The following is a 21,807-nucleotide window of genomic DNA, read 5'->3' as shown; positions in this document are numbered from 1 at the left end:
CTTTTCACCTCTTACAAAATTTATTTTGTAATATCAATTAATTTATTGTTCATGACGATAGCAATCTTTTCTCCTTCATCTGTTGGAATCGTTACAGCAATTTCATTACCGAATGGAGAAGGAGCAATTGCTGTTATCGTCGTTTTTGTGTTAAAAATGCGCGTCCATTGTGCTTGTGGTGCTGTGGCGCGATAGATTGAGTAAGATCCATCTTTCTCTTCTACTAAGACGAACACGATACTTCCTTTTGTTGCGACATATGTGATATTCATAGTTGTCGCCATGTTTTGCTCTTGACCGGAAACAATCGCCTTTAATACAGGAAGCGCGTCTTCATCGTCTGGATTAGCGCTTAAATAAACGATCGCATCACCAGCGAAGAAAGAAAATGTTTTATTGTTTGTATCTGTTGTTACTGCTGTTGGCTTTTTATCGGCTGTCGTTAAATCAACAACGTACAATTGTGGCTCTGTACCAGTTGTATCAATTGAGTCGATTTCTGTTTTTGAATCATCTGTATAGTTTGCCTTTGCTTCTTTTGCGGCTGTGTACATTAGTTTTGTACCGTCATTTGATAGACGAAGGTCGGATTTATATTTTACTTTGTCGTCAACAATTTTTTTCACTTCACCTGTTTGAACATTGATGGAAGCAATTACATCGCTATTATTTCCTTTAAAGAAGTAAATGATAGAACTATCTGGTGACCATGTAAGTTCCACTTTTACATCGTCATCCGTGCCTACAGGAATCGCTTTTTTTGTTGCTAGGTCGACGATGAACAATTGACCATTATCATTTACATATGCACCTTTTTTCTTATCCGGAGATAAAGCAAGGTCTCCGCTTTCGAGCGTTGCGATCACTTTACGCGATGGAATGTGCACAATTTTCGATACAGGCTCATCATTTTCGTTTGTGACGATGACGTATTCATTGCTTAGCCATTGCGGGTTAAAGTTTGTTCCTTTTAAAAATCCATTTGTGGCGATAAATAATGGATTGCCGTGCTCGATTTCACCGCCTAATTTTGTTACCATACCGCGTAAGTCAGCATAAAACTTACCGTTTACTTTGACTACCGACGAGCCTTGTTGATGAAGAAGGAAAGAAGCTTTTTTTCCTTTTCCACTTAAAGTGATTGTTTTTGTTTTCCCATCGACATTCATCGCTACACCAAATGCTTTTGCCATATCAGACAGAGAGTAGAGTGTTTTTTGACCGATCGCTATCGCGTCGAATGGAGTTGCTTGTCCATCAACTGAAAGGGTCACTTTTTTTGTTTGAACTTTTCCGTTTGTGGAAAGAAGAATAGGGCTCGCATCTGTTTGCAACTGTCCGCCAAACGCTTGAACGATCGCTACAGCTGGGACGTATAACGTGTTGTTTACCATTTTAGGTGCGACGTTCATCGTTACTTTTTTCCCATTGATGACGGCAACGTTGTCATTGGCTTTGACTTGAACAACTGCTCCTTTTTTCGCCAGTTTGTATGTTTTTGCCTTCTTGTCATAAGAATACGTAGCTCCTAGTAATTTAGCGAGCTCTGGAGTAGCTATAATCCAATTTCCACCAGAAATCGTCGTAGCGGAAATTGGCATAACCGTTCCGTTAACACTCCAATTCGTTTTTTGGATTGTTTGTTTTTCGACAGCCTTTGCTTCCACGTTCCATGTTGTCGTTGAAACGAGTGGAGAAGCAAGAACAGCTGATGCGATCAGCGTATGTGCAAGCACTTTCTTAACGGACATTCTTTTCCCTCCTAAGTTTGTATATCAACACCGTTGATTATAAAAGGTGAATATTAATGCAGTTTAATAGTTTTGTATAGTTTGTAAAAAATATGTTTAATTTTTCAGAATTTTTATGAATGATATGTAAAGAAAAGGATCGTATCGGATTTTTTTCATTCTTGTTATAATGAAAAAAGAATAGGGAGGAGGGAAGGGTGTGCACGTATATGAAGAAACGTTAAAGAAATTGTTTATAAACTACACGATTGGTTCGATTTTAGCCGTTGTCGGTGTCGGTAGTACGCTAATGGTCATGGCGCTGCATATTCGGCAAGTGGATTTAATGATGTTGTTATTTATTCAATTTTTTTCATTTTGCATCATGTTATTTATTGAATATCGCGCCTTTCAAAAAGATATTGATCCGATTCGGCGTATTTTTTATGACAACAATATAACGGAACAACAGTTTTATTGGGCGCTTGTTCAGGCGAAGCGCTTTCCGCTTCTTACAGTGAGACGTATTGCGCTTCCACACTTTTTAGGGCTTTCTATTCCGGCCATTGCGTTGACACTTTCGCTTATTTTCATAGATGTGTTGCGCATTCCATATATGTATGTTGTTTATGCTTTGTTTGGCGCGTTGCTTATCGCGATGCTTCATGCGATGATTGAGTTTTTTTTAACGCTACGCACGATGCGACCGCTTATTCGCGAGATGATGCAAATCGGGAGAATGCACGGGTTTCATGAAACGATCCGAGCAACGAATGTCGTATATGTACCGATGAAAATAAAAATAGGGTTAAGTGTGTTATTCATTGGTATTTTCCCAGTTTTATTATTTGTGTTAGCAACGGAAGTCAAATTGTTTGCTGAAGGGGAAAATACGTTTTCAGGCTACTGGACGTGGACGATTGTTGTTTTAATCATTTCTGTTTTGTTTTCTTTATTTGCGGCTCGTGTGTTGTCGGAAGATGTGGAACGAAGCATTGAAGATTTGCTCCAATATATGAACCGCGTGCAAAGAAAAGAGTATGAACTGATGTGCGACAACGTATATATTGATGAATTTTCCGAGCTTACAAACGGCTTTAACCATATGGTCGATGCGATTGTTGAACGAGATGGAAAAAATAAACAATTATTAAATAGCTTTATTTCGGTCATGACGACAGCGCTCGATGCGCGCGATGAATATACAGCTGGTCACTCGCAGCGTGTTGCAGTATATGCTGTGGAAATTGGTAAGCGTCTAGGAATGACAAATGAACAACTTGCGCGTTTATATCGTTCTGCTATTTTGCATGATATCGGAAAAATCGGTATCCCTGATCACATTTTATTAAAAGACGGAAAATTAACAGATGAGGAATTTGCATGGATTAAAAAACACCCAGTGCTCGGTGAAAACATTATTCGCCAAGTGCAGCCAATTGAGGAAGTAAAAGATTTGCTTCCAGGCATTCGATCACATCATGAACGGATCGATGGGAAAGGATATCCTGATGGCTTAGAGGGGGAAGACATTCCGCTATTTGGTCGCATCATTGCGGTTGCTGATGCGTTTGATGCGATGACGTCTGATCGTCCATATCGAAAAGGAATGCATATAGAAAAAGCCGTTTCGATTTTGCTAGAAGGTCGTGGGACACAATGGGATGCCCAAATGGTCGATTGTTTTATTTCTTTTTTAAAGGAGAGAGAACAAGAAAAAGTGAGTTAGATGCCAACGACGGCATCTATTTTTCTAAGTAAGTGATATACTAAAGGAAAAAGGATGTGAGATCGTGAAACGGCTCATTATTAGCTTTATTATTTTGCTTGCAGGATGCGCGAATGAGCAAAATCCATCGAACGTGAAACAGTTAGAACAAACGATTGAAAAACAACAATCGGCCATTGAACAACTGCAAGAAAAAAATAAACAGCTTCAAAAAGAAAACGAGCAATTAAAAACCGAGGAAAAGCAAATTTCTTCTTCTCTTTTATCTGTTGCGTTAGACGTTGTGACGGCGTTAAAAAATAAAGATATGAATGCACTCGCCTCTTATGTCCATTCGACAGCTGGGTTGCGGTTTAGTCCATATGGACATGTCGATGTCCAAAATGATTTGCAGTTTTCTGCTTCTCAGCTTCCTTCCCTTTGGGCTTCGACGCAAGTATATCAATGGGGAGTATATGACGGTTCAGGCGATCCTATTCAATTCACGTTTCAAGACTATTTTGATCGTTTCGTCTATGATGTAGATTTTGCGAATCCACATATGATCGGAAATAATGTTGTTGTTGGGACAGGAAATATGATCAACAACATTCAACAAGCGTATCCGAACGGCTCATTTATTGAATTTCATTTTACAGGGTTTGACCCTCAATATAGTGGGATGGACTGGCGAAGTTTGCGCCTTGTTTTTGAACAAGAAAACGGTCAGTGGAAACTTGTTGGAATTATTCATGATGAATGGACGACATAACATATACAAAAGGTGCCCGGATAGGGACACCTTTTGTATTACTCGCCTTTTAATTGCTTGAGTTGTTGCACGACTTCTATATCAAATGATTGAGGGGGCATCGTTTGAATGACAGAGCGAGCTTTTGCTTCTGCTTCAAGTAACATTACTTTTTCTTCCATACGCGCAAAACCTTTTATGACATGATCGTAATGAAAAGACGTCATCGCTTCGTCCATTTGTTTCATCGTCTCGGCAACATAAAAGCGCGTCATTAACTGCATTTGTTTTAGCTTTAATTGCTCATATGTTTCGTACAGTTGCTTCACTTTTTCTGTTAAAACAGTTGTTTTTTCTTTTAATGTATTGTATTGTTGCGTATATAGCTCTAATTTTTTTTCATAAGCGATTTTTTCTTGAAGAGCCATTTTTGCGATCGGCTCTTCATTTTTTTCAACAGCTAATTTTGCTTGACGAGCACGTTTTTCAATCATTTCTTTCGCATCTGCGATCAAACGTTCATATTTTTGTTCGAACACGAATTGCTGTGCCAATGCTTGTTGTGCTTTTTCTAGCTGTTCTTCTAGTTCACGAATGTATTGTTTCGTCATGCGAATTGGATCTTCGCATTTGTCAATGATGTCATGTAAGTCGGCAAGGACGACATGTTTGACGCGTTTAAAAATGCCCATCTTATTTTTCCTCCTTGTTTATTGTTTTTTCCCATTCATCTAAAAAGCTATGGTTTTGAATAGGTGAAACGAACGGTTCAAATGCAGGCGCTCGTTTCGTTTTGCTTCTAAACAACACGTAAGCTGCAACAATAGCTAGGACAGCAAGCAACGCTTTCGGTAAAAGACCAACGAGCCCGATCACCATGAGCGCCCCGCCAATCCATTTGCCGCCACTTTTTGTCGTTTTCCACACGATCCATCCGATGATGACTAATGCCAACTGAATAAGGAAAGGAATCCATCCGAACATTGGCATGCCGTGTGGTCGCATCATTTGTGGACCGTGGTGGCCAAATGCTCGATGATGTTTCCCCATTCCCATCATGTGCTCTGCCGGCATTCGTCCGCTCCAACCGATGTGAATGAAATAAGTAGCGACGTGTGCGAATACGGCGACGACAACTAGTCCACCTAGCAAAAAGAAAAGGGTTCGTTTTTTCACATCACTCACCTCCTTTGTTATTTACAGTTTGAATTGTACAAGCGAAAAGAGAAAATTAGGTGAAAAAGAAAAAAACGTGCAACATTTATGCACGTTCATTCGGAAAAGTGAGAGTAAATGTTGTTCCTTTCCCCACGTCGCTTTCAACTTGAATGTGTCCGTTATGTGCTTCAACAATCCATTTTGCGATGGAAAGTCCAAGACCGTGGCCGCCAATTTGCCGTGTTCGCGCTTTGTCTGCACGGTAAAAGCGATCAAAAATATGAGGAAGATGTTCAGGTGCAATGCCAATCCCTGTGTCAGAAACAGAAATTTCTACAACTTTTCGTTGTTTCGTCACATGTTGTTTGAGAGAAAGGGAAACTGTGCCACCTTCAGGAGTATACTTGATGGCATTATCAAGCAAAATGTATAACAGCTGGGTACATTTATCTTCATCCCCGACGAATTCAATTTGTTCAGACGCATGAAACTGAAGTGCAATATTCTTTTTGTTTGCAAGCTCTTGTAACGAATGCAGCGTATGTTGCGCACATGCCCGCAAATCAAACGGTTTTTTTTCGATCTGGAGCTTTGCGTCGTCTGTTCGTGCAAGGGTGAGAAGGTCGTTAATGAGTTTAGTCATTCGTTTTGTTTCATCTCCTAGACGTTCAATCGTTTTTCGACTAAATGCATCGGACGTTAACGACATATCCATTTTTAATGCTTCTACAGAAGAAAAAATGACGCTAAGTGGTGTCCGTAGTTCATGAGAAGCATCGGCGACAAATTGACGTTGGCGATTGTATGCGTCTTGAATTGGAACGAGCGCACGTTTAGACATGAAATAACTAAAAGCAATAGCGACTGCGATAAATAACACGCCGAGGCTGAGCAAAATGAATGTTGACCATTTGAGCAAACGAAACATGCTTGTCACATCCATACCGACATATAACACGCCGACGAGTTGTCGATCGACAATTAAGGGACGAGCGACAGTTAATATTTTTAATTCATCGGCACGAAATCGTTTCAATTCGTGCTGATGGTGAGGGATATGAATATCTACATATCTTAATTCATTTTTTTCTGGCGTCCACGGCTGAAGGGTAGAGAGGAGAAGCGGTCGCAATCCTTTGTTCACTTCATCCCCCATCATTAACCGTCCGCGCGTATCCACGACGTAAAAAAACAGTTGGTCTTCACTTAAAAAAATGACATTTTGATCTGTTGGCCAACCGATGAACGACTGCTCTGTAAGCAAGGTTTGAATCGTTTGTCCTTCTTGTTCAGCGAGCATACGAATGCGTCGCTCTTGGTCATTTGTCATGACGGTATGAATAAGGAAAGAAACAACCGCAATGAAAATCGCCAAAAACGCGATAAGAATCCCGCTGTATGTGGCAGTTAAGCGCCATTGTGTGCGGCGAAACATATCGGAATGATTGAAAAAAGAACGAATGTTATTTTTCAATGGTATATCCCACCCCGCGCACCGTTTTAATGAGCTGTTGTTGTTCATCACCAATTTTTTTACGCAACAACTTGACGGTTGCATCAATCGTTTTCATCGAGACGTCTGCGTCATAACCCCAAATACGATCAAGAATAATGTCGCGCGTTAACACCCGACCTTTGTTTTGCAGTAATAAATCGAGTAGTTGAAATTCACGTGGGGTTAATATCATTTGTTCTCCATTTTTCGTCAATGTATGAGTTGTTCGATTGACTTCAAACGCTCCCCAGCAGACAATTTCTTCTTGAATTGGTGCAAATGTGCGCCGCGATAACGCTTTAAGGCGTGCCATGAGCTCATCGATTTCAAACGGCTTCACTAAGTAATCATCTGCGCCGGCTTCTAGCCCTTCGACGCGGTCTTGTACCGCATCTTTCGCTGTTAACATTAAAATGGCTCCGTGATAGCCATGTTTTCTTAAACGTTGACATACGCTAACGCCATCACCGTTTGGTAACATCCAATCTAAAATAATGACATCATAAAACGAAGCGAGTGCATAATCGTAAGCATCTTCTCCTTCTTGTACCCAATCAACATGTTCAACACCTTTTTTCTTCAACAAATGGACGATCAGTTCACCTAAATATACATCATCTTCTGCAAGCAACACTTTCATTTTTCTCACCTTTTTTTCTTTCATCATACCAAATCCCGATGAAAAACAGGTGAAAACAATATACAAAAGATAAGGGAAATCCCCTATGGGTATATAAGTTAACAACATATACAATGTAATTAAGTTAAGAAAACAAAATTGAAAGCGGATACAAAAAGGAGCGATGAACGATGGCGAACGTCTACGATGTGAAAGTAGCAATTGTTGGAGCTGGCTCAGCAGGTATTTCGATTGCAGCACGGTTATTAAGAAAAAATCGTCAATTGCGTGGACAGGTATTGCTGATTGATCCATCAGATAAACATTACTATCAACCGCTTTGGACGCTCGTAGGGGGCGGTGCAGCTAAAGTAGAAGACTCCGTTCGCGAGCAAGCTACACTTATTCCAGATGGAGCGAAATGGCTAAAAGAAGCGGTCGATACGTTTTCACCAGAAAACAATACATTAAAAACGAAAGAAGGTTCAACGGTTCGTTACGACTATTTAGTTGTAGCGGCAGGTGTCGAAATTTATTGGGATCAAATTAAAGGGTTGAAAGAAACGATCGGCAAAAACGGTGTTTGCAGCAACTATTCATACGACTACGTGCAAAGCACGTGGGAAAACATTCGCAACTTCCGCGGCGGTACAGCCATTTTCACACAACCAAGCACTCAAGTCAAATGCGGTGGTGCACCACAAAAAATTATGTATTTAGCAGACGACTATTTCCGTCAATCTGGCGTTCGCGAGCAAACAAACATCATCTTTGCTTCAGGATTACCAAACATTTTCGCTGTCAAAAAATATGCCGATACGCTTGAACAAGTCATTCAACGAAAAAACATCGAAACAAAATATCGTGTCGAGCTAGTGGAAATTGACGGAAAAGCGAAAAAAGCGACATTTGAACATCTCGATACGAACGAACGCTTTACGTTAAGTTTCGATATGATTCACGTGACACCACCGATGGGATCGCCAGCTTTTATTAAGAAAAGTCCATTAGCGGATGCGGCCGGATGGGTCGATGTTGATCCGTATACGTTGCAACATAAAACGTATGAAAACGTATTTGGTGCAGGTGACTGCACAAACTTGCCGACGTCTAAAACAGGGGCAGCAATTCGAAAACAAGCACCAGTCGTGGCAGAAAATTTACTCGCACTTATGAACGAAAAACCGTTAAAAGCTCGTTACGATGGCTATACATCATGTCCACTCGTAACTGGTTATAATAAGCTCGTTTTAGCTGAGTTTGATTATGAAAAAAATCCACAAGAAACGTTCCCATTTGATCAATCAAAAGAACGAATGAGCATGTATGTCATGAAACGAAACGTACTACCGATCGTCTACTGGAACGGAATGTTAAAGGGACTTATGTAGAGGGGGGGAGAACATGTTGCAATTAATTGAAAACGATGAACAACAAGAGGCACTCCGTTATTGTATTGAAAAACTCCCACAACTAAAACAAACAATGGAATCGCTAGAAGAAAAAGTTGCATTTGTTCAACATGTACTAAATGATAAACAATCGCTTGAAGCGATGTTTACGGAATGGGAGGAAAAAGCTGCGCCATTTCGACTAACACCGGAACACCTTGAAGCGCTTGCGACGCTCGTTCAGCTGCTGCCAACGCTTGTCCAATGGCTACAAAAAGCAGAAGAGTTCATTTCATTTGTGACAAGCGTGATCAATGATCGTGAGTCGATGGCGTATGCGATACAAGGGGCAAAAGATATCGTCCCAATTGAAAAAGGATTAACAATTTTAAAAGAAACAAACGAACGCTTTCAACGCGAACGCGATTCGTCTACCGTATCACTCTTACGTATGTACCGTTTGTTAAAACACCCACTCATTCAAGATGGGGTGAAATATATAGAAACGCTACTTGATGTAGCAAGCAAACATAAATAAATTGGAGGGGATGTATATGTTATTTCGTTCATTTTTCGATGAGCAATTAGCGCACATGTCTTATTTAGTTGGATGCCAACGCACAGGGGAAGCAATCGTGATCGATCCAGGTCGCAATGTCGACTGGTACATCGACACAGCGAAAAAAGAAGGATTGCAAATTGTCGCCGCAACAGAAACGCACATTCATGCAGACTTCGTTTCAGGTGCAAAAGAACTAGCAAAACGTTGTGGCGCAAAGCTGTATTTATCTGATGAAGGAGATGCGAATTGGAAATATCAATATTTGGATGAAGTCAATTACGAACTTGTGAAAGAAGGAAGCATTTTTACTATTGGAAATGTCGAGTTTCAAGTGCTCCATACACCAGGACATACGCCAGAACATATTTCGTTTATCTTAACGGATAAAGGTGGCGGTTCAACAGAGCCGATGGGTATTTTCACAGGCGACTTCGTTTTCGTTGGTGACATCGGTCGCCCAGACTTACTTGAAAAGGCAGCAGGAGTGGCTGGCACGGCAGACGTTGGCGCACGACAAATGTTCCAATCGCTGAAAAAATTTAAAGCGCTCCCAGATTATTTACAAGTATGGCCAGCACATGGGGCGGGAAGCGCATGCGGCAAAGCGCTTGGTGCGGTTCCAGTTTCAACAGTTGGATATGAAAAGTTAAACAACTGGGCATTAAAAATTGAAGATGAAGAAGAGTTTGTGAAACTATTGCTTACAGGGCAACCAGAGCCGCCAAAATATTTTGCGATGATGAAAAAAGTGAACAAGATCGGTCCAGCGTATGTAAATGAAGATGAAGTGCCAGCGTTGCAAACGCGTGAGCAGCTCGACGAGTATAAAGCAAACGGAGCATTTATTTTAGATGTTCGTCCGTCTCAACAATTTGCGAATGAACATTATGTAGGATCAATAAACATTCCGTTTAACAAATCATTCACAAATTGGGCAGGTTGGTTAATCAGCTATGACCAAGATATCGTAATCATCGCAAATAAAGAAGACGTACAACCGATTCGCAAAGCGCTTGCTTATATTGGATTGGATCGTGTCGTTGCTTACGTAGAGCCAGCCGTTGCATTAAACGGTGAGGTTGAAAGCTACGAAGAAATTGATGTACATCAGTTGCAACAATATATAAAAGACGATCGCTACCATCTCATTGACGTACGTAATCAAGCAGAATGGGACGAAGGGTATATTGAAGGTGCACAACATATTATGCTTGGCACGCTGGCAGATCGTTTACATGAGATTCCAGAAGGAAAAACATATATTGTTCAATGCCGTTCAGGTGCGCGCTCAGCCATTGGTGCAAGCATTTTGCAAGCAAAAGGATTCAAACAAGTACTCAACTTAAAAGGCGGATATTTAGCGTGGACGAGAGAAAAGCTTCCTGTTGTGAAACAATCATAAGGGCTGACGATGTCAGTCCTTTCTTTTCATCTTTCTCCTCTCCTATAATGGAAGAGAGGTGAGAATATGCAATTTTTAGATAAAATTTTTGCATATATTCAAGATGGGATTATTGTCATGAATCATGAACGAACGATCGTAGAAATGAATCCAGCTGCTAAACGACTTACAGGCTGGAAACTAGGTGAGAAAGTGCCGTATTGCTCGTTTTGTCAACAGCGCAATGTACGTGAAGGACAAGAGCGATGTTACTTAATCTCAACGGAAGAAGTACCGTATTTTTTATCGGAAATGCCGACGTATCACGGACAGTTCATTGATGTAGAAATGAGCACAGCGCTCATTCTAGAACAAGATGATGCGAAATATTATTTGCTTGTTTTGCGCGATCAAACGGCAAAGAAAAAAGAAGAGGAAGCACGTCGTTCAAAGTGGATGGTGAAAAAACTAACCGAAGCAAAAGAAGAAGAACATAAACGTTTAGCACAAGAATTGCATGACGGTGTCGGACAGTCGCTCTACAGCATTTCCATCGCGTTAGATAATATTATTCAACGTGTGCAAGACGAAAAGCTCCATGCATACGTCAAAGAAGTGCGCGAAGAACTTGGGCGCGTCATGGAAGATGTAAAACTATACGCTCAACAACTTCGCCCAAAAAGTTTAGATGCGCTCGGGCTTATTCCAACGATTCAATCGCTTATTCAGTCCCTTCAATCGAAAATGCCAAATACGTTATTTTTATTTCAAACGAACGTATATACACGTTTGTCACCAACGATGGAAATTAACTTGTATCGCATCATTCAAGAAGCGCTACATAACGTGATGAAATATGCAAAGGCAACAGAAGTGCGTATTTCGATTGAACAGACGGAACGGGAATTACTTTTGTCTGTTGCGGATAACGGTGTTGGTTTCCGCGTTGAAGAAAAGCGTGAAGGGCTCGGCTTAAAACATATTCAAGAACGTGTTTTTCATCTCGGGGGAGAAACGACTATTACATCTGCACCGATGGAAGGGACAACGATTTTTGTGCGCGTGCCGCTAGAGGAGGACGGAGAGGATGAAAGTGTTAATCGTTGACGATCATGATTTAATTCGAAAAGGTATTCGCCTCCTTCTTGAAGGATTTTCGGATGTGGAAGTCGTCGGGGAGGCAAGTAACGGTTGCGATGCCATTACACTGGCATTAAAACATCGTCCAGATGTCATTTTGCTCGACCTTTCGATGCCGACAGGGCTTGACGGATTTACAACCGCCAAAACGATTATGGATGAATTAGAAGATGTGAAAATTATTGTTTTAACGATGCATGATGAAGAAATATATGTGCAAAAAGCGATTCAATATAACATTCACGGTTACTTGTTAAAAAACAGCCAAACAAATGATTTGCACGAAGCATTGCAAACAGTATATTACGGCAAGCGATTTTATCGTACCCATATTCCTGAGGAACGGCTTGAAAAAATGTTTGCGGAAAAAGAGCCGAAGTCACCACTTACTAATCGCGAACGTGAAATTGTTCGGTTAACGTTTTTAGGATATACGAACAACCAAATCGCAAACAAGTTAAAAATTAGTCCGAAAACGGTCGAAAATCATAAAACGAACATTATGCAAAAACTTGGCATTAAAGAAAAACATGAACTCATTCAATATGCTTTAAAAAATCATATTGCTGATTTAGTGTAAAGGGAGAGTTTTATATGGAATATACATTTTTCCATTTGCTTGTTCTTTTCTTTATTGGTGCCATCGGCTCGATTTTATCGGGTATGGTCGGCATCGGTGGCTCAGTCATTAAATATCCCATGCTTTTATACATTCCCCCTCTCCTTGGCTTGACTGCTTTTACCGCGCAAGAAGTGTCCGCCATTAGTGCGGTGCAAGTATTTTTCTCGACACTTGCCGCTCTTGTCGTGTTTAAAAAAGGTGGATATGTGTCAGGGCGGCTCGTTGGCTACATGGGGACAGCCATTGTGATTGGCAGTTTCATTGGTGGATACGGTTCAAAGTTTTTAGCCGATGAGACAATTAATGTTGTGTATGCCATTTTAGCTTCAATTGCAGCCTTATTAATGTTTTTTCCAAAGCCAAAGGAAAGAGAACATGTGGCGGTAGAGCAACTTGCATTTGACCGATTGCATGCGGTTATGTTATCTTTTATTGTTGGAATTGCTTCCGGTATCGTCGGAGCAGCAGGGGCGTTTATTATCGTACCGATTATGCTCGTCATTTTAAAAGTGCCAACGCGCATTGCGATCGGTTCATCGGTGGCAATTACGTTCATTTCATCGATCGGGGCGACGGTTGGAAAAGTGATGGGGGGGCATATGCTCCTCATTCCATCGCTTGTGATGGTCATTGCTAGTTTACTAGCGGCGCCGATTGGGGCAAAATGGAGCCAAAAAATGAACACAAAAGTGCTGGAATACATTTTGCTTGTATTAATTGTAGCGACTGTGATAAAAATTTGGTATGAAATGTTCGTGTAAGCTGGCTCATTTGGGTCGGCTTTCTTTTGTTCGTTCGTTGCAACGGTCATGAAAATTTGGTATGATGTTAAATAGTGGAAAAATAAAATAAATAGGATGATGGGGATGAAACGAGCACGTATTATTTATAATCCGACGTCAGGAAGGGAAATATTTAAAAAACATTTGCCTGATGTACTGATTCGACTTGAACAAGCAGGATATGAAACGTCGTGTCATGCGACGACAGGGGCAGGGGATGCGACAGAGGCAGCAAGAAAAGCGGTAGAACGCGAATTTGATCTCGTCATTGCTGCAGGTGGAGATGGAACGATTAACGAAGTAGTAAATGGGCTAGCTGAGGCTTCGTATCGTCCAAACCTTGGCATTATTCCAGTCGGCACGACGAACGATTTTGCGCGTGCGATCGGCGTACCACGCTCGATTGAAGGAGCGTGTGATGTCATCGTAAATGGGGAAGCGGTGCCGATTGATATTGGCGCAGTTACGAACGAAGGGAAAACACATTATTTTATTAACATCGCAGGTGGTGGGCGCTTAACGGAATTAACGTACGAAGTGCCAAGCAAATTAAAAACGATGATTGGTCAACTTGCCTACTATTTGAAAGGAATTGAGATGCTTCCTTCGCTCCATCCTGTTCATGTAAAAATTGAGTACGACGGCAAAATGTTTGAAGGCGCTGTGATGCTTTTTCTCGTTTCGCTGACGAACTCTGTTGGTGGCTTTGAAAAATTAGCCCCAAATTCATCGTTAAATGATGGCATGTTCGATTTAATTATTTTAAAAGAAACGAACTTAGCAGAATTTATTAAAATTGCCACGCTCGCACTACGGGGTGAACATATTCACGATCCACACATCATTTATACGAAAGCAAACCGTGTAAAAGTGTATACGGAAGAAAACATGCAGCTCAATTTAGACGGCGAGTATGGCGGAATGCTTCCTGGGGAATTTGTCAACTTGTATCGTCATATGAACGTATTTGTTCCGAAAGAAAAAGCTGAACAAATGGGAACAGGGGAATAAACCTGTTCTTTTTTATTCGACTATGCTACAATCTTGACAGCAATTTTGCGGAAGGGGAAAGAAGCATGGAAGCACCAGTAGCAAAAAATGAATATTACGATGTCATCTTTGAAGATTTAACGCACGATGGTGCAGGAGTAGCAAAAATTGACGGCTTTCCAATTTTCGTTCCGAACGGTTTACCGGGGGAAAAAGCGAAAGTGAAAGTTGTCAAAGTGAAAAAAGGGTACGGCTTTGGCCGTTTAATTGAGCTATATGAACAAAGTGAAGATCGCATCGATGCTCCTTGTTCGATTTATAAACAATGCGGCGGATGTCAGCTCCAACATATTCGTTACGAAGGACAACTAAAAGCGAAATATAAACATGTCAAAGAAGTGCTTGCTCGCATCGGGAAAATTGAACATGCGATCGTTCATCCTGTTCTTGGCATGAAAGACCCATGGCGATATCGCAACAAAGCGCAAGTGCCGGTCGGTGAGCGCGAAGGCGGTCTTGTGGCAGGCTTTTATAAAGAACGAAGCCATGACATTATTGACATGGACACCTGTTTAATCCAAAAAGAAATGAACGATATTGTCGTTCAGACGGTTAAAGAAATTTGCGAGCAATACAACATTCCAGCTTATAATGAACAAACGCATAAAGGCGTTCTTCGTCATATTATGGCACGCTATGGGGCAACGACGAAAGAAGTGATGGTCGTGCTTATTACGCGCACAGAAGAGTTGCCTCATAAAAAGAAAATCATTGAAGCGATTATTGATCGTGTGCCGAATGTGAAATCGATTGTACAAAATATTAATCCGAAGCGAACAAATGTCATTATGGGAGAAGAAACGCGCGTACTTTGGGGTTCTGAATATATTTATGATTATATCGGTGACGTTCGTTTTGCCATTTCTGCCCGTTCGTTTTATCAAGTAAACCCTGAACAAACGAAAGTGTTGTATGATCAGGCAATTGCATACGCGAACTTAACGGGTGAAGAAACGGTCATCGATGCATATTGCGGCATCGGCACCATTTCCCTCTTTTTAGCGAAAAAAGCGAAAAAAGTGTACGGAGTTGAAGTCGTTCCAGAAGCGATTGCCGACGCTAAACGAAACGCTCAACTAAACGGCATCACAAATGTAGAATTTGCGGTTGGGGAGGCAGAAGTCGTTATTCCGAAATGGTACGAACAAGGAGTAAAAGTAGATTGTATCGTTGTCGACCCACCACGAAAAGGATGTGAGGAATCGTTATTGCAAACAATTATCGCGATGAAGCCAAATCGCGTCGTATACGTCTCATGCAACCCAGCGACCCTCGCCCGTGACTTGCGTATGTTAGAAGACGGTGGCTACAAAACAATGGAAGTCCAACCTGTCGACATGTTCCCACATACGATGCATGTCGAATGTGTAGCGAAATTAGAGCTTAGTTGTGTACACTCAAAATAAACTCGTTCCACTGAAAAAATAATCGTTCATCATGAGAAATAAAGTCGGAATTTGGATGATTTTTGTATGAAAAGGGCTATCAATTTTTGTTGGATAGTCCTTTTGTTTTTATGGAAATGTAACAGAAAGATTACTATTCAGCTTGCTTGATAAGGTGGGTGAATAGTTATTTTATCAAAATATTGTTAATTTATTCTAAAGTATAATATAATTTTAAATAAAGTTCATTCAAAAGGATAGAAGGGGAATTCATGGATCATATAAAAAAACTACATCCTGTCAGCGCGACGATCATTATTGGGACATTGTTTGCGAGAATGGCGATGTTTATGACCATTCCGTTTTTAGCTATTTATTTAACGAGCGTAAAAGGAGTTAGCGCTTCGTTGGCAGGGGCGATTATTGGGATCAGTTCGATTGTAGGGTTATTTGGTGGGTTTTTCGGCGGATATTTTTCCGATCGATACGGGCAAGAAAAAGTGATGAAGATTTCGCTTTTGATGTGGACGTTCGTGTTTATTGGTTTTGCGACAGCGGAGAGCGTTTGGACGTTTTTTTTATTAAATGCGTTAAACGGATTATGCCGTTCGTTTTTTGAACCTTCGTCGCGAGCGTTGTTGTCGCAGGTGACAAAACAAGAAAATAAATTGCTTGTGTTTAACTTGCGATATGCGGCAATTAATGTAGGGGCGGCGATTGGTCCATTAGTCGGCTTGAAGATTGGTGCTTCGTCATCGACGACGGCATTTTTTATTACTTCTTTTGTTTATTTTCTTTATTTCATTTTACTCGTCGTGATGTTTTCAAAATATACCATTGAACAAACGCATGGCGATATATCTGAACATGTAACGCTTCGTCGTGCTGTCGGTGTATTAGGCAAAGATCGCGTTTTTTTATTCGCTGTCATCGGAATGATTCTCGGTGTCACAGGGTATTCGCAATTCAATTCAACTATTCCGCAATATTTGTCGCAATATAAAGATGGTGTACAACTTTTTTCTTATTTAATTGTATTTAACGCAATCACGGTGCTCGTTGTACAGTATCCTGTTTCGCGAATTGGCAAGCGATATTCTCCGCTTACGTCAATTATGTTTGGCATTGTTGCGGTGTCATTCGGACTTTTCGGATTTGGTTTATTTACTGCCGTGCCGATGTTATTTCTTTCTATGTTTATTTTAACAGTAGGAGAAGTGATGATGTTTTCAATGGTCGACATATTTATTGACCAAATTGCACCTCAACAGATGAAAGGATTATATTTTGGTTCTATCGGTTTTACGGCTATAGGAAACGCCGTCGGTCCATGGATTGGGGGACTGATGCTTGAATACTTTGGTTATGAAAATCATCTCCTTATTTTTAGCTTATTATCTTTATGTACTTTGATCGGTTTTCCAGTTTTTTTATATGTCGGTGGGTTAATAAAGGCGACGAAACGACGTATCGAGTATAGTTTGTAACAGTTTGTTCGTACGATGAAGGAGGCGAAGGGATGAGAAAAGTTGTAATTTTTAGTTCACTTATCGCGATCATGATCATAGGGATGTTTTTTTATGGCGAGAACGATTTTAAAGCAAAGGATACTAGCCCTATTCTTGATGAAAGTGGTTCCAGTTCGTATGAACGAAGAGATGCAACAAATGTTGAAACAGCGGTAAGCGAAGCGATTAAAGAACATGGGAAAACGTATGGAAAGGGAGAATACATCACGGAAGGACACATCATTCTTGAGACAGAACAACAAGGAAATAAAGTGAAAGCATATACGATCGCAAGTATAGGGGTATTTGAATTTCAAGATGGTATATTTACAATCGTATCAGGTAGTGGAGCGATTCCGACTGTAATGACATTTTCCATTGATGAGCATGGGCAGTATAAACTTGTCGCATACGAAGAGCCGCTCGATGGAGAAGCGTATGTGAAGTCAATTAAGAAAATGTTTCCGAAAACATATCACTCAAAGGTGTTATATGCAGATAAATATTATGATGAACTTGCTAAGCAACAAGAAAGACAGGCGCAGGAGTATTTAAAAAAGATTGGTCGGCATGCAAAAGTGAGCATATCTTATGTGGAAAAACAGCCACTCAACATCTCTGTACAAGCGATGAATCATTTTCTTCGTATGCTTAGTAGCGATCCATTTTTGAACGAGTGTCCGGATTGGCTCGGAACGCGTGAAGTAATCGAACAAGGGATCCGCTACGTGTACGAAACATCTCAAAGTAAAACAAACGACGGGGGAGATGTCGTCACTTTGCGAAAGATGAAAGAAGATGGAGCGGTGATAGACATGCGACAGTATGTTATTGAGGAAAATAAATTAAAGCGTATAAAGTAAAAAGCAGTCCATTTGTTTCGGACTGTTTTTATTATTTTTCAATGGGCTGAGATGAGATTTGTAAATTGTTACTTTTTTCTGTTGTTTATCTAACTACTCTATGTTACTATATAGTAGTACTCAATAATATTGATTACCAACGTTGTTGAGTACATAGGAGGTGTTTTTTTGGATAATCTAAGCGAAATGTTGAAAGGGATTTTGGAGGGCATCGTACTTGAGATTATAAGCCGCGGCGAAATATACGGCTATGAGATTACGAAAAAGCTGCACGCTTTAGGTTTCCAGGGGATTGCGGAGGCGACAGTCTATGCGTTGTTGTTACGGTTGGAAAAAAACAAGCTCGTCCACATTACGAAAAAACCGTCAGACATGGGGCCGCCAAGAAAATTTTATACGTTAAACGAACGAGGGTTTGAAGAACTAGCGGCTTTTTGGGCAAAATGGGATTTTCTAAGCGAGCGCATTCATCTGTTACGAACGAATGGAGGAGAGAAAAATGTTTAGTCACGAGATGAAAGAAAAAATAAAACAATTTGCGAAAGAGCAAGCACCCTATTATTTAGAAGAAGCGGAGATGACGTATATGGAAAAGCTTCGCCGGAAAACAGGAGAAACGAAAAGCAAAGTGATGGCGAAGCTCGCTAAATTTAAAAGTCGCTCGGAAACAGCGATGGAAGCACAAAATGACATGATTCTTTACATGAGCGACTATATGAAAGATTTGATGGAACAAGGGTTGTCGGAACAAGAAGCATTTGAACGGGCGAAAGAAGAATTAAAGTTTCGGAGCGAAACGACAAAATCAGCCGATTTGCAGGAGCGGATTTTCGCGTACTATAACAACTTTGACCCTGCTGATTACGAAGCCATTGGGTTGTTTTACGGAGCGTTTGTTTTTTTAGGGCTTTCCATTGGCGCGCTTATTGGCTTTATCGGCAGCGGTGGTTGGGAGATGTTTTTATCTGACGGATGGATTCGTACGCTCATCGGTGCAGTTGTCGGTGTTTTGATCGGAGTAGGGATGGGACTGTTGAGCCATGCGGTAATTGTGTTGAAGCGAAAGAAATAGTGCAAGGGGAGAAGATGTAGGATGATGAGAAACATTAGAAAAAACAAAGATCTCGGCATTTATGGTTTAGCGGCAAAATGGTATGATCGCAACTCGCGAAAAAGCAGACTTACTGAAATGAAAGGATATGCGAATGAAGTGGCTTCACATGTGATGAAAGGTGCTCATATATTAGAAGTTGCCCCTGGCCCAGGCTATTTGTCCATTGAACTTGCCAAAAGAGGATTTCATGTGACAGCTATTGATATCAGTCCAGACTTTGTTGAAATCGCAACACAAAACGCTAAAGAAGCAAATGTTTCAGTGAATTTTATAGAAGGAAATGCAGCTCACTTGTCTTTTGAGGACAATCGTTTCGATTTTGTTGTTTGTACGGCGGCATTTAAAAACTTTAAAGAGCCTGTAAAAGCGTTATGTGAGATGCATCGAGTACTGAAAAAAGAAGGAACAGCGCTTATTATAGACATGAACCGTGAGGCGACAGATGAAGAGATTGAGCATGAAGTAAGCAAAATGAAAGGATTTGACAAGTATTTCGTAAAATTTTCGTTTAAGACCTTTTTAAAGCAAGGGGCTTATACAAAAGAAGAATTTGAAACATTTATTAAAGAAACACCGTTTAAAAACTATGACATAAGAAAAGAAGGCATTGGGCTATATGTGTATCTTTATAAATAGGAATTTTTCAAACCTGCTGCTTTTGGCAGGTTTTTTGGTTGTTCATATTCCGTTCATAAAAGCGTGTTACGATTGCCATGTACGAAGCGATAAGGAGGAAAGAATGATGCAGAGATTCAATAGTGATTGGGCGATTGAGGCGAATGGACTTGTGAAAATATTTGGTCACAATCGTGCAGTGGATGGCGTTGATTTACGGGTTCGGGCGGGTACGATTTACGGTGTGCTCGGACCAAACGGGGCGGGGAAAACGACGACGGTTAAGATGCTTGCAACGTTGTTGCGCCCAGATGGCGGTTCAGCGCGCATTTTTGGCTATGACGTAGTAAAAGAGCCGCAAATCGTCCGGCAATTGATTGGGGTCACTGGACAATACGCCTCGGTCGATGAATCGCTTACGGCGCTGGAAAACTTAATCATTTTTTCCCGCTTGCTCGGGCTGAGCCGTACAGAGGCAAAACGTAAGGCAACGGAATTGTTAGAAGAATTCGGACTGGTGGAAGCAGCGAAACGTCCGCTTAAGCACTTCTCCGGAGGCATGCGGCGCCGGCTTGATCTTGCTGCTAGCTTAATTGCTCAGCCGCCGCTCATTTTCCTTGATGAGCCGACGACAGGATTGGACCCTCGCACACGCAATCAAATGTGGGAAACGATTCGCCGATTAGTCAACATGGGTTCAACCGTATTATTGACGACCCAATATTTACAAGAAGCAGATGAACTCGCCGATCGTATCGCTGTGATCGATCGTGGTCGTGTCGTGGCAGAAGGAACAGCAGATGAACTAAAGACGTCGATTGGCAATTCATCGCTGCAATTAAAAATTGACAATCCACAACATGTAGAAATGGCACGTCAAACAGTAGAACGTGTGCTAAACGCCCGTGCCAATGTCTCAGCGGATACAGGAAAAATTACGGCACCGATGGCGGATGCTGACCGAGTGACCGATTTACTGATTGCCCTTCGCGAAGCAAACATTCAACTAGCGGAATTAAGCGTACAAAAACCGACGTTAGACGAAGTTTTTTTAGCGATTACAGGCCACGGAGTAAAAGGAGAGGAAAGCGCATGAATCATACGGTGAACCGCGAATTAAAAAACTATACAAGTTTTCGGCAAACGGTACAACAAACATTCACAATGGCGTATCGAAGTTTATTAAAGGTGCGGCGTACGCCAGAGCAATTATTTGACGTTACGTTCCAACCAATCATTTTCACGTTAATGTTTACGTACATTTTTGGCGGAGCGATCGCTGGAAATGTGCATAACTACTTGCCAATGATTATCCCAGGCATCCTTGTGCAGACGTTAATTGGGGCTTCTGTCGCCTCCGGTGTCCAACTTCGCGATGATATGGACAAAGGCGTTTTCGATCGATTTAAGTCTTTGCCAATTGCTCGCATTGCACCGTTGGCAGGAGCTTTATTAGCTGATACGGTTCGCTACACGATCGCTACCGTGCTCACTTTTGCGATGGGGTTTCTCATTGGTTATCGCCCAGAAGGAGGAGTTACGAGCGTTGCGTTCGCTGCTGTTTTTGCCATCGGATGCGCATGGGCTGTTAGCTGGATTTTCGCTTTTTTTGGCGTCACCGCGCGCAACGCGGCGAGCGTACAAGGAATTTCTATGCTAGCGTTGTTTCCGCTCATGTTTCTTTCGAATGCGTTCGTGCCGGTAAAGACGATGCCCGATTGGCTACAATGGTTTGCGAACATTAACCCGATTTCACATATGATTACAGCCGTTCGCGAGTTGACGAATCACGGAACGATTGGTTCGGACTTTGCAATTTCGCTTCTTGGAGCTGCAGTCATTGTCGCCATCTTTGCACCTATTACGGTACGCGTCTATATGAGCCGAGCATAAATATCGTGCCCGTGCCCGAAACGGTGCACGATATTTTTCG

22 protein-coding genes are annotated in these 21,807 nt (G+C 41.3%); 17 read left to right on the top strand and 5 right to left on the bottom strand.

The genetic code is table 11. The annotated features are described in order from the left end of the window. Window positions 1–20: 20 nt before the first annotated feature. The gene (locus ES017_RS11410) at window positions 21–1,751 is read right to left on the bottom strand and encodes a stalk domain-containing protein (protein WP_021094562.1); all 1,731 of its coding nucleotides are present in this window, start codon (window positions 1,749–1,751) and stop codon (window positions 21–23) included. A gap of 199 nt (window positions 1,752–1,950) precedes the next feature. Between ES017_RS11410 and ES017_RS11405 the strand changes: the two genes are divergently transcribed. Next, window positions 1,951–3,459, top strand: coding sequence for an HD domain-containing phosphohydrolase (locus ES017_RS11405; protein WP_021094563.1), 1,509 nt, complete (start codon window positions 1,951–1,953; stop codon window positions 3,457–3,459). Window positions 3,460–3,523: 64 nt separating this feature from the next. Beyond that, the gene (locus ES017_RS11400) at window positions 3,524–4,210 is read left to right on the top strand and encodes a hypothetical protein (protein ID WP_021094564.1); all 687 of its coding nucleotides are present in this window, start codon (window positions 3,524–3,526) and stop codon (window positions 4,208–4,210) included. A 38-nt stretch (window positions 4,211–4,248) separates the two neighbouring features. On the opposite strand, the gene ES017_RS11395 is transcribed toward ES017_RS11400, so the two are convergent. The 4 genes from ES017_RS11395 to ES017_RS11380 form a co-directional block, all read right to left on the bottom strand. Beyond that, the gene (locus ES017_RS11395) at window positions 4,249–4,881 is read right to left on the bottom strand and encodes a PspA/IM30 family protein (RefSeq protein WP_021094565.1); all 633 of its coding nucleotides are present in this window, start codon (window positions 4,879–4,881) and stop codon (window positions 4,249–4,251) included. A 1-nt stretch (window position 4,882) separates the two neighbouring features. Further along, window positions 4,883–5,365 carry a hypothetical protein gene (locus tag ES017_RS11390; RefSeq protein WP_021094566.1) on the bottom strand — a complete coding sequence of 161 codons (483 nt, stop codon included), beginning with the start codon at window positions 5,363–5,365 and terminating at the stop codon, window positions 4,883–4,885. Window positions 5,366–5,450: 85 nt separating this feature from the next. After that, on the bottom strand, window positions 5,451–6,821 hold the full coding sequence (locus ES017_RS11385) for a sensor histidine kinase (protein WP_021094567.1): 1,371 nt from the start codon (window positions 6,819–6,821) through the stop codon (window positions 5,451–5,453). Next, a complete protein-coding gene (locus ES017_RS11380) occupies window positions 6,811–7,482 on the bottom strand; it encodes a response regulator transcription factor (RefSeq protein WP_021094568.1) in 672 nt (223 codons plus the stop codon). Before ES017_RS11380 ends, ES017_RS11385 begins: the two co-directional genes overlap by 11 nt. 170 nt (window positions 7,483–7,652) lie before the next feature. Between ES017_RS11380 and ES017_RS11375 the strand changes: the two genes are divergently transcribed. The 15 genes from ES017_RS11375 (at window position 7,653) to ES017_RS11305 (ending at window position 21,767) form a co-directional block, all read left to right on the top strand. Next, window positions 7,653–8,852, top strand: a complete 1,200-nt coding sequence (locus tag ES017_RS11375) for an FAD/NAD(P)-binding oxidoreductase (RefSeq protein WP_042895433.1) — start codon at window positions 7,653–7,655, stop codon at window positions 8,850–8,852. A 13-nt stretch (window positions 8,853–8,865) separates the two neighbouring features. After that, on the top strand, window positions 8,866–9,390 hold the full coding sequence (locus tag ES017_RS11370; protein WP_171335081.1) for a hypothetical protein: 525 nt from the start codon (window positions 8,866–8,868) through the stop codon (window positions 9,388–9,390). Between the two features lie 16 nt (window positions 9,391–9,406). Then, window positions 9,407–10,816: an MBL fold metallo-hydrolase gene (locus ES017_RS11365; RefSeq protein ID WP_075039536.1), complete on the top strand. Its 1,410-nt coding sequence runs from the start codon at window positions 9,407–9,409 to the stop codon at window positions 10,814–10,816. A 66-nt stretch (window positions 10,817–10,882) separates the two neighbouring features. Continuing rightward, the gene (locus ES017_RS11360) at window positions 10,883–11,902 is read left to right on the top strand and encodes a PAS domain-containing sensor histidine kinase (RefSeq protein ID WP_075039537.1); all 1,020 of its coding nucleotides are present in this window, start codon (window positions 10,883–10,885) and stop codon (window positions 11,900–11,902) included. Then, window positions 11,883–12,515, top strand: coding sequence for a response regulator (locus ES017_RS11355; protein WP_042895435.1), 633 nt, complete (start codon window positions 11,883–11,885; stop codon window positions 12,513–12,515). The genes ES017_RS11360 and ES017_RS11355 overlap by 20 nt, the downstream gene beginning before the upstream one ends. Before the next feature lie 14 nt (window positions 12,516–12,529). Then, window positions 12,530–13,318, top strand: a complete 789-nt coding sequence (locus tag ES017_RS11350) for a sulfite exporter TauE/SafE family protein (protein WP_075039538.1) — start codon at window positions 12,530–12,532, stop codon at window positions 13,316–13,318. A 105-nt stretch (window positions 13,319–13,423) separates the two neighbouring features. Next, the gene (locus tag ES017_RS11345) at window positions 13,424–14,350 is read left to right on the top strand and encodes a diacylglycerol kinase (protein WP_042535635.1); all 927 of its coding nucleotides are present in this window, start codon (window positions 13,424–13,426) and stop codon (window positions 14,348–14,350) included. Window positions 14,351–14,415: 65 nt separating this feature from the next. Further along, the gene (gene rlmD, locus ES017_RS11340) at window positions 14,416–15,795 is read left to right on the top strand and encodes a 23S rRNA (uracil(1939)-C(5))-methyltransferase RlmD (protein WP_021094570.1); all 1,380 of its coding nucleotides are present in this window, start codon (window positions 14,416–14,418) and stop codon (window positions 15,793–15,795) included. 251 nt (window positions 15,796–16,046) lie between these two features. Beyond that, window positions 16,047–17,261 (top strand): MDR family MFS transporter, encoded by a 1,215-nt coding sequence (locus ES017_RS11335; RefSeq protein ID WP_021094571.1) that lies wholly within the window; start codon window positions 16,047–16,049, stop codon window positions 17,259–17,261. Window positions 17,262–17,293: 32 nt separating this feature from the next. Beyond that, entirely contained in the window at window positions 17,294–18,145 is an 852-nt protein-coding gene (locus tag ES017_RS11330; protein ID WP_021094572.1) for a hypothetical protein, read from the top strand. A 186-nt stretch (window positions 18,146–18,331) separates the two neighbouring features. Beyond that, window positions 18,332–18,652: a PadR family transcriptional regulator gene (locus ES017_RS11325; RefSeq protein WP_006322987.1), complete on the top strand. Its 321-nt coding sequence runs from the start codon at window positions 18,332–18,334 to the stop codon at window positions 18,650–18,652. After that, a complete protein-coding gene (locus tag ES017_RS11320; protein WP_171335080.1) occupies window positions 18,645–19,217 on the top strand; it encodes a DUF3995 domain-containing protein in 573 nt (190 codons plus the stop codon). The genes ES017_RS11325 and ES017_RS11320 overlap by 8 nt, the downstream gene beginning before the upstream one ends. Window positions 19,218–19,238: 21 nt before the next feature. Then, window positions 19,239–19,895: a class I SAM-dependent methyltransferase gene (locus ES017_RS11315; protein ID WP_021094574.1), complete on the top strand. Its 657-nt coding sequence runs from the start codon at window positions 19,239–19,241 to the stop codon at window positions 19,893–19,895. A gap of 103 nt (window positions 19,896–19,998) precedes the next feature. Then, on the top strand, window positions 19,999–20,970 hold the full coding sequence (locus ES017_RS11310; RefSeq protein WP_021094575.1) for an ATP-binding cassette domain-containing protein: 972 nt from the start codon (window positions 19,999–20,001) through the stop codon (window positions 20,968–20,970). Beyond that, a complete protein-coding gene (locus ES017_RS11305; RefSeq protein WP_021094576.1) occupies window positions 20,967–21,767 on the top strand; it encodes an ABC transporter permease in 801 nt (266 codons plus the stop codon). Before ES017_RS11310 ends, ES017_RS11305 begins: the two co-directional genes overlap by 4 nt. Window positions 21,768–21,807 lie beyond the last annotated feature (40 nt).

The sequence above is a fragment of the Anoxybacillus sp. EFIL genome (assembly GCF_013096955.1).
Lineage (GTDB): Bacteria > Bacillota > Bacilli > Bacillales > Anoxybacillaceae > Anoxybacillus > Anoxybacillus ayderensis.
The sequence above is the reverse complement of the archived record's forward strand: the minus strand, read 5'-3'. Positions and strand labels throughout refer to the sequence as shown.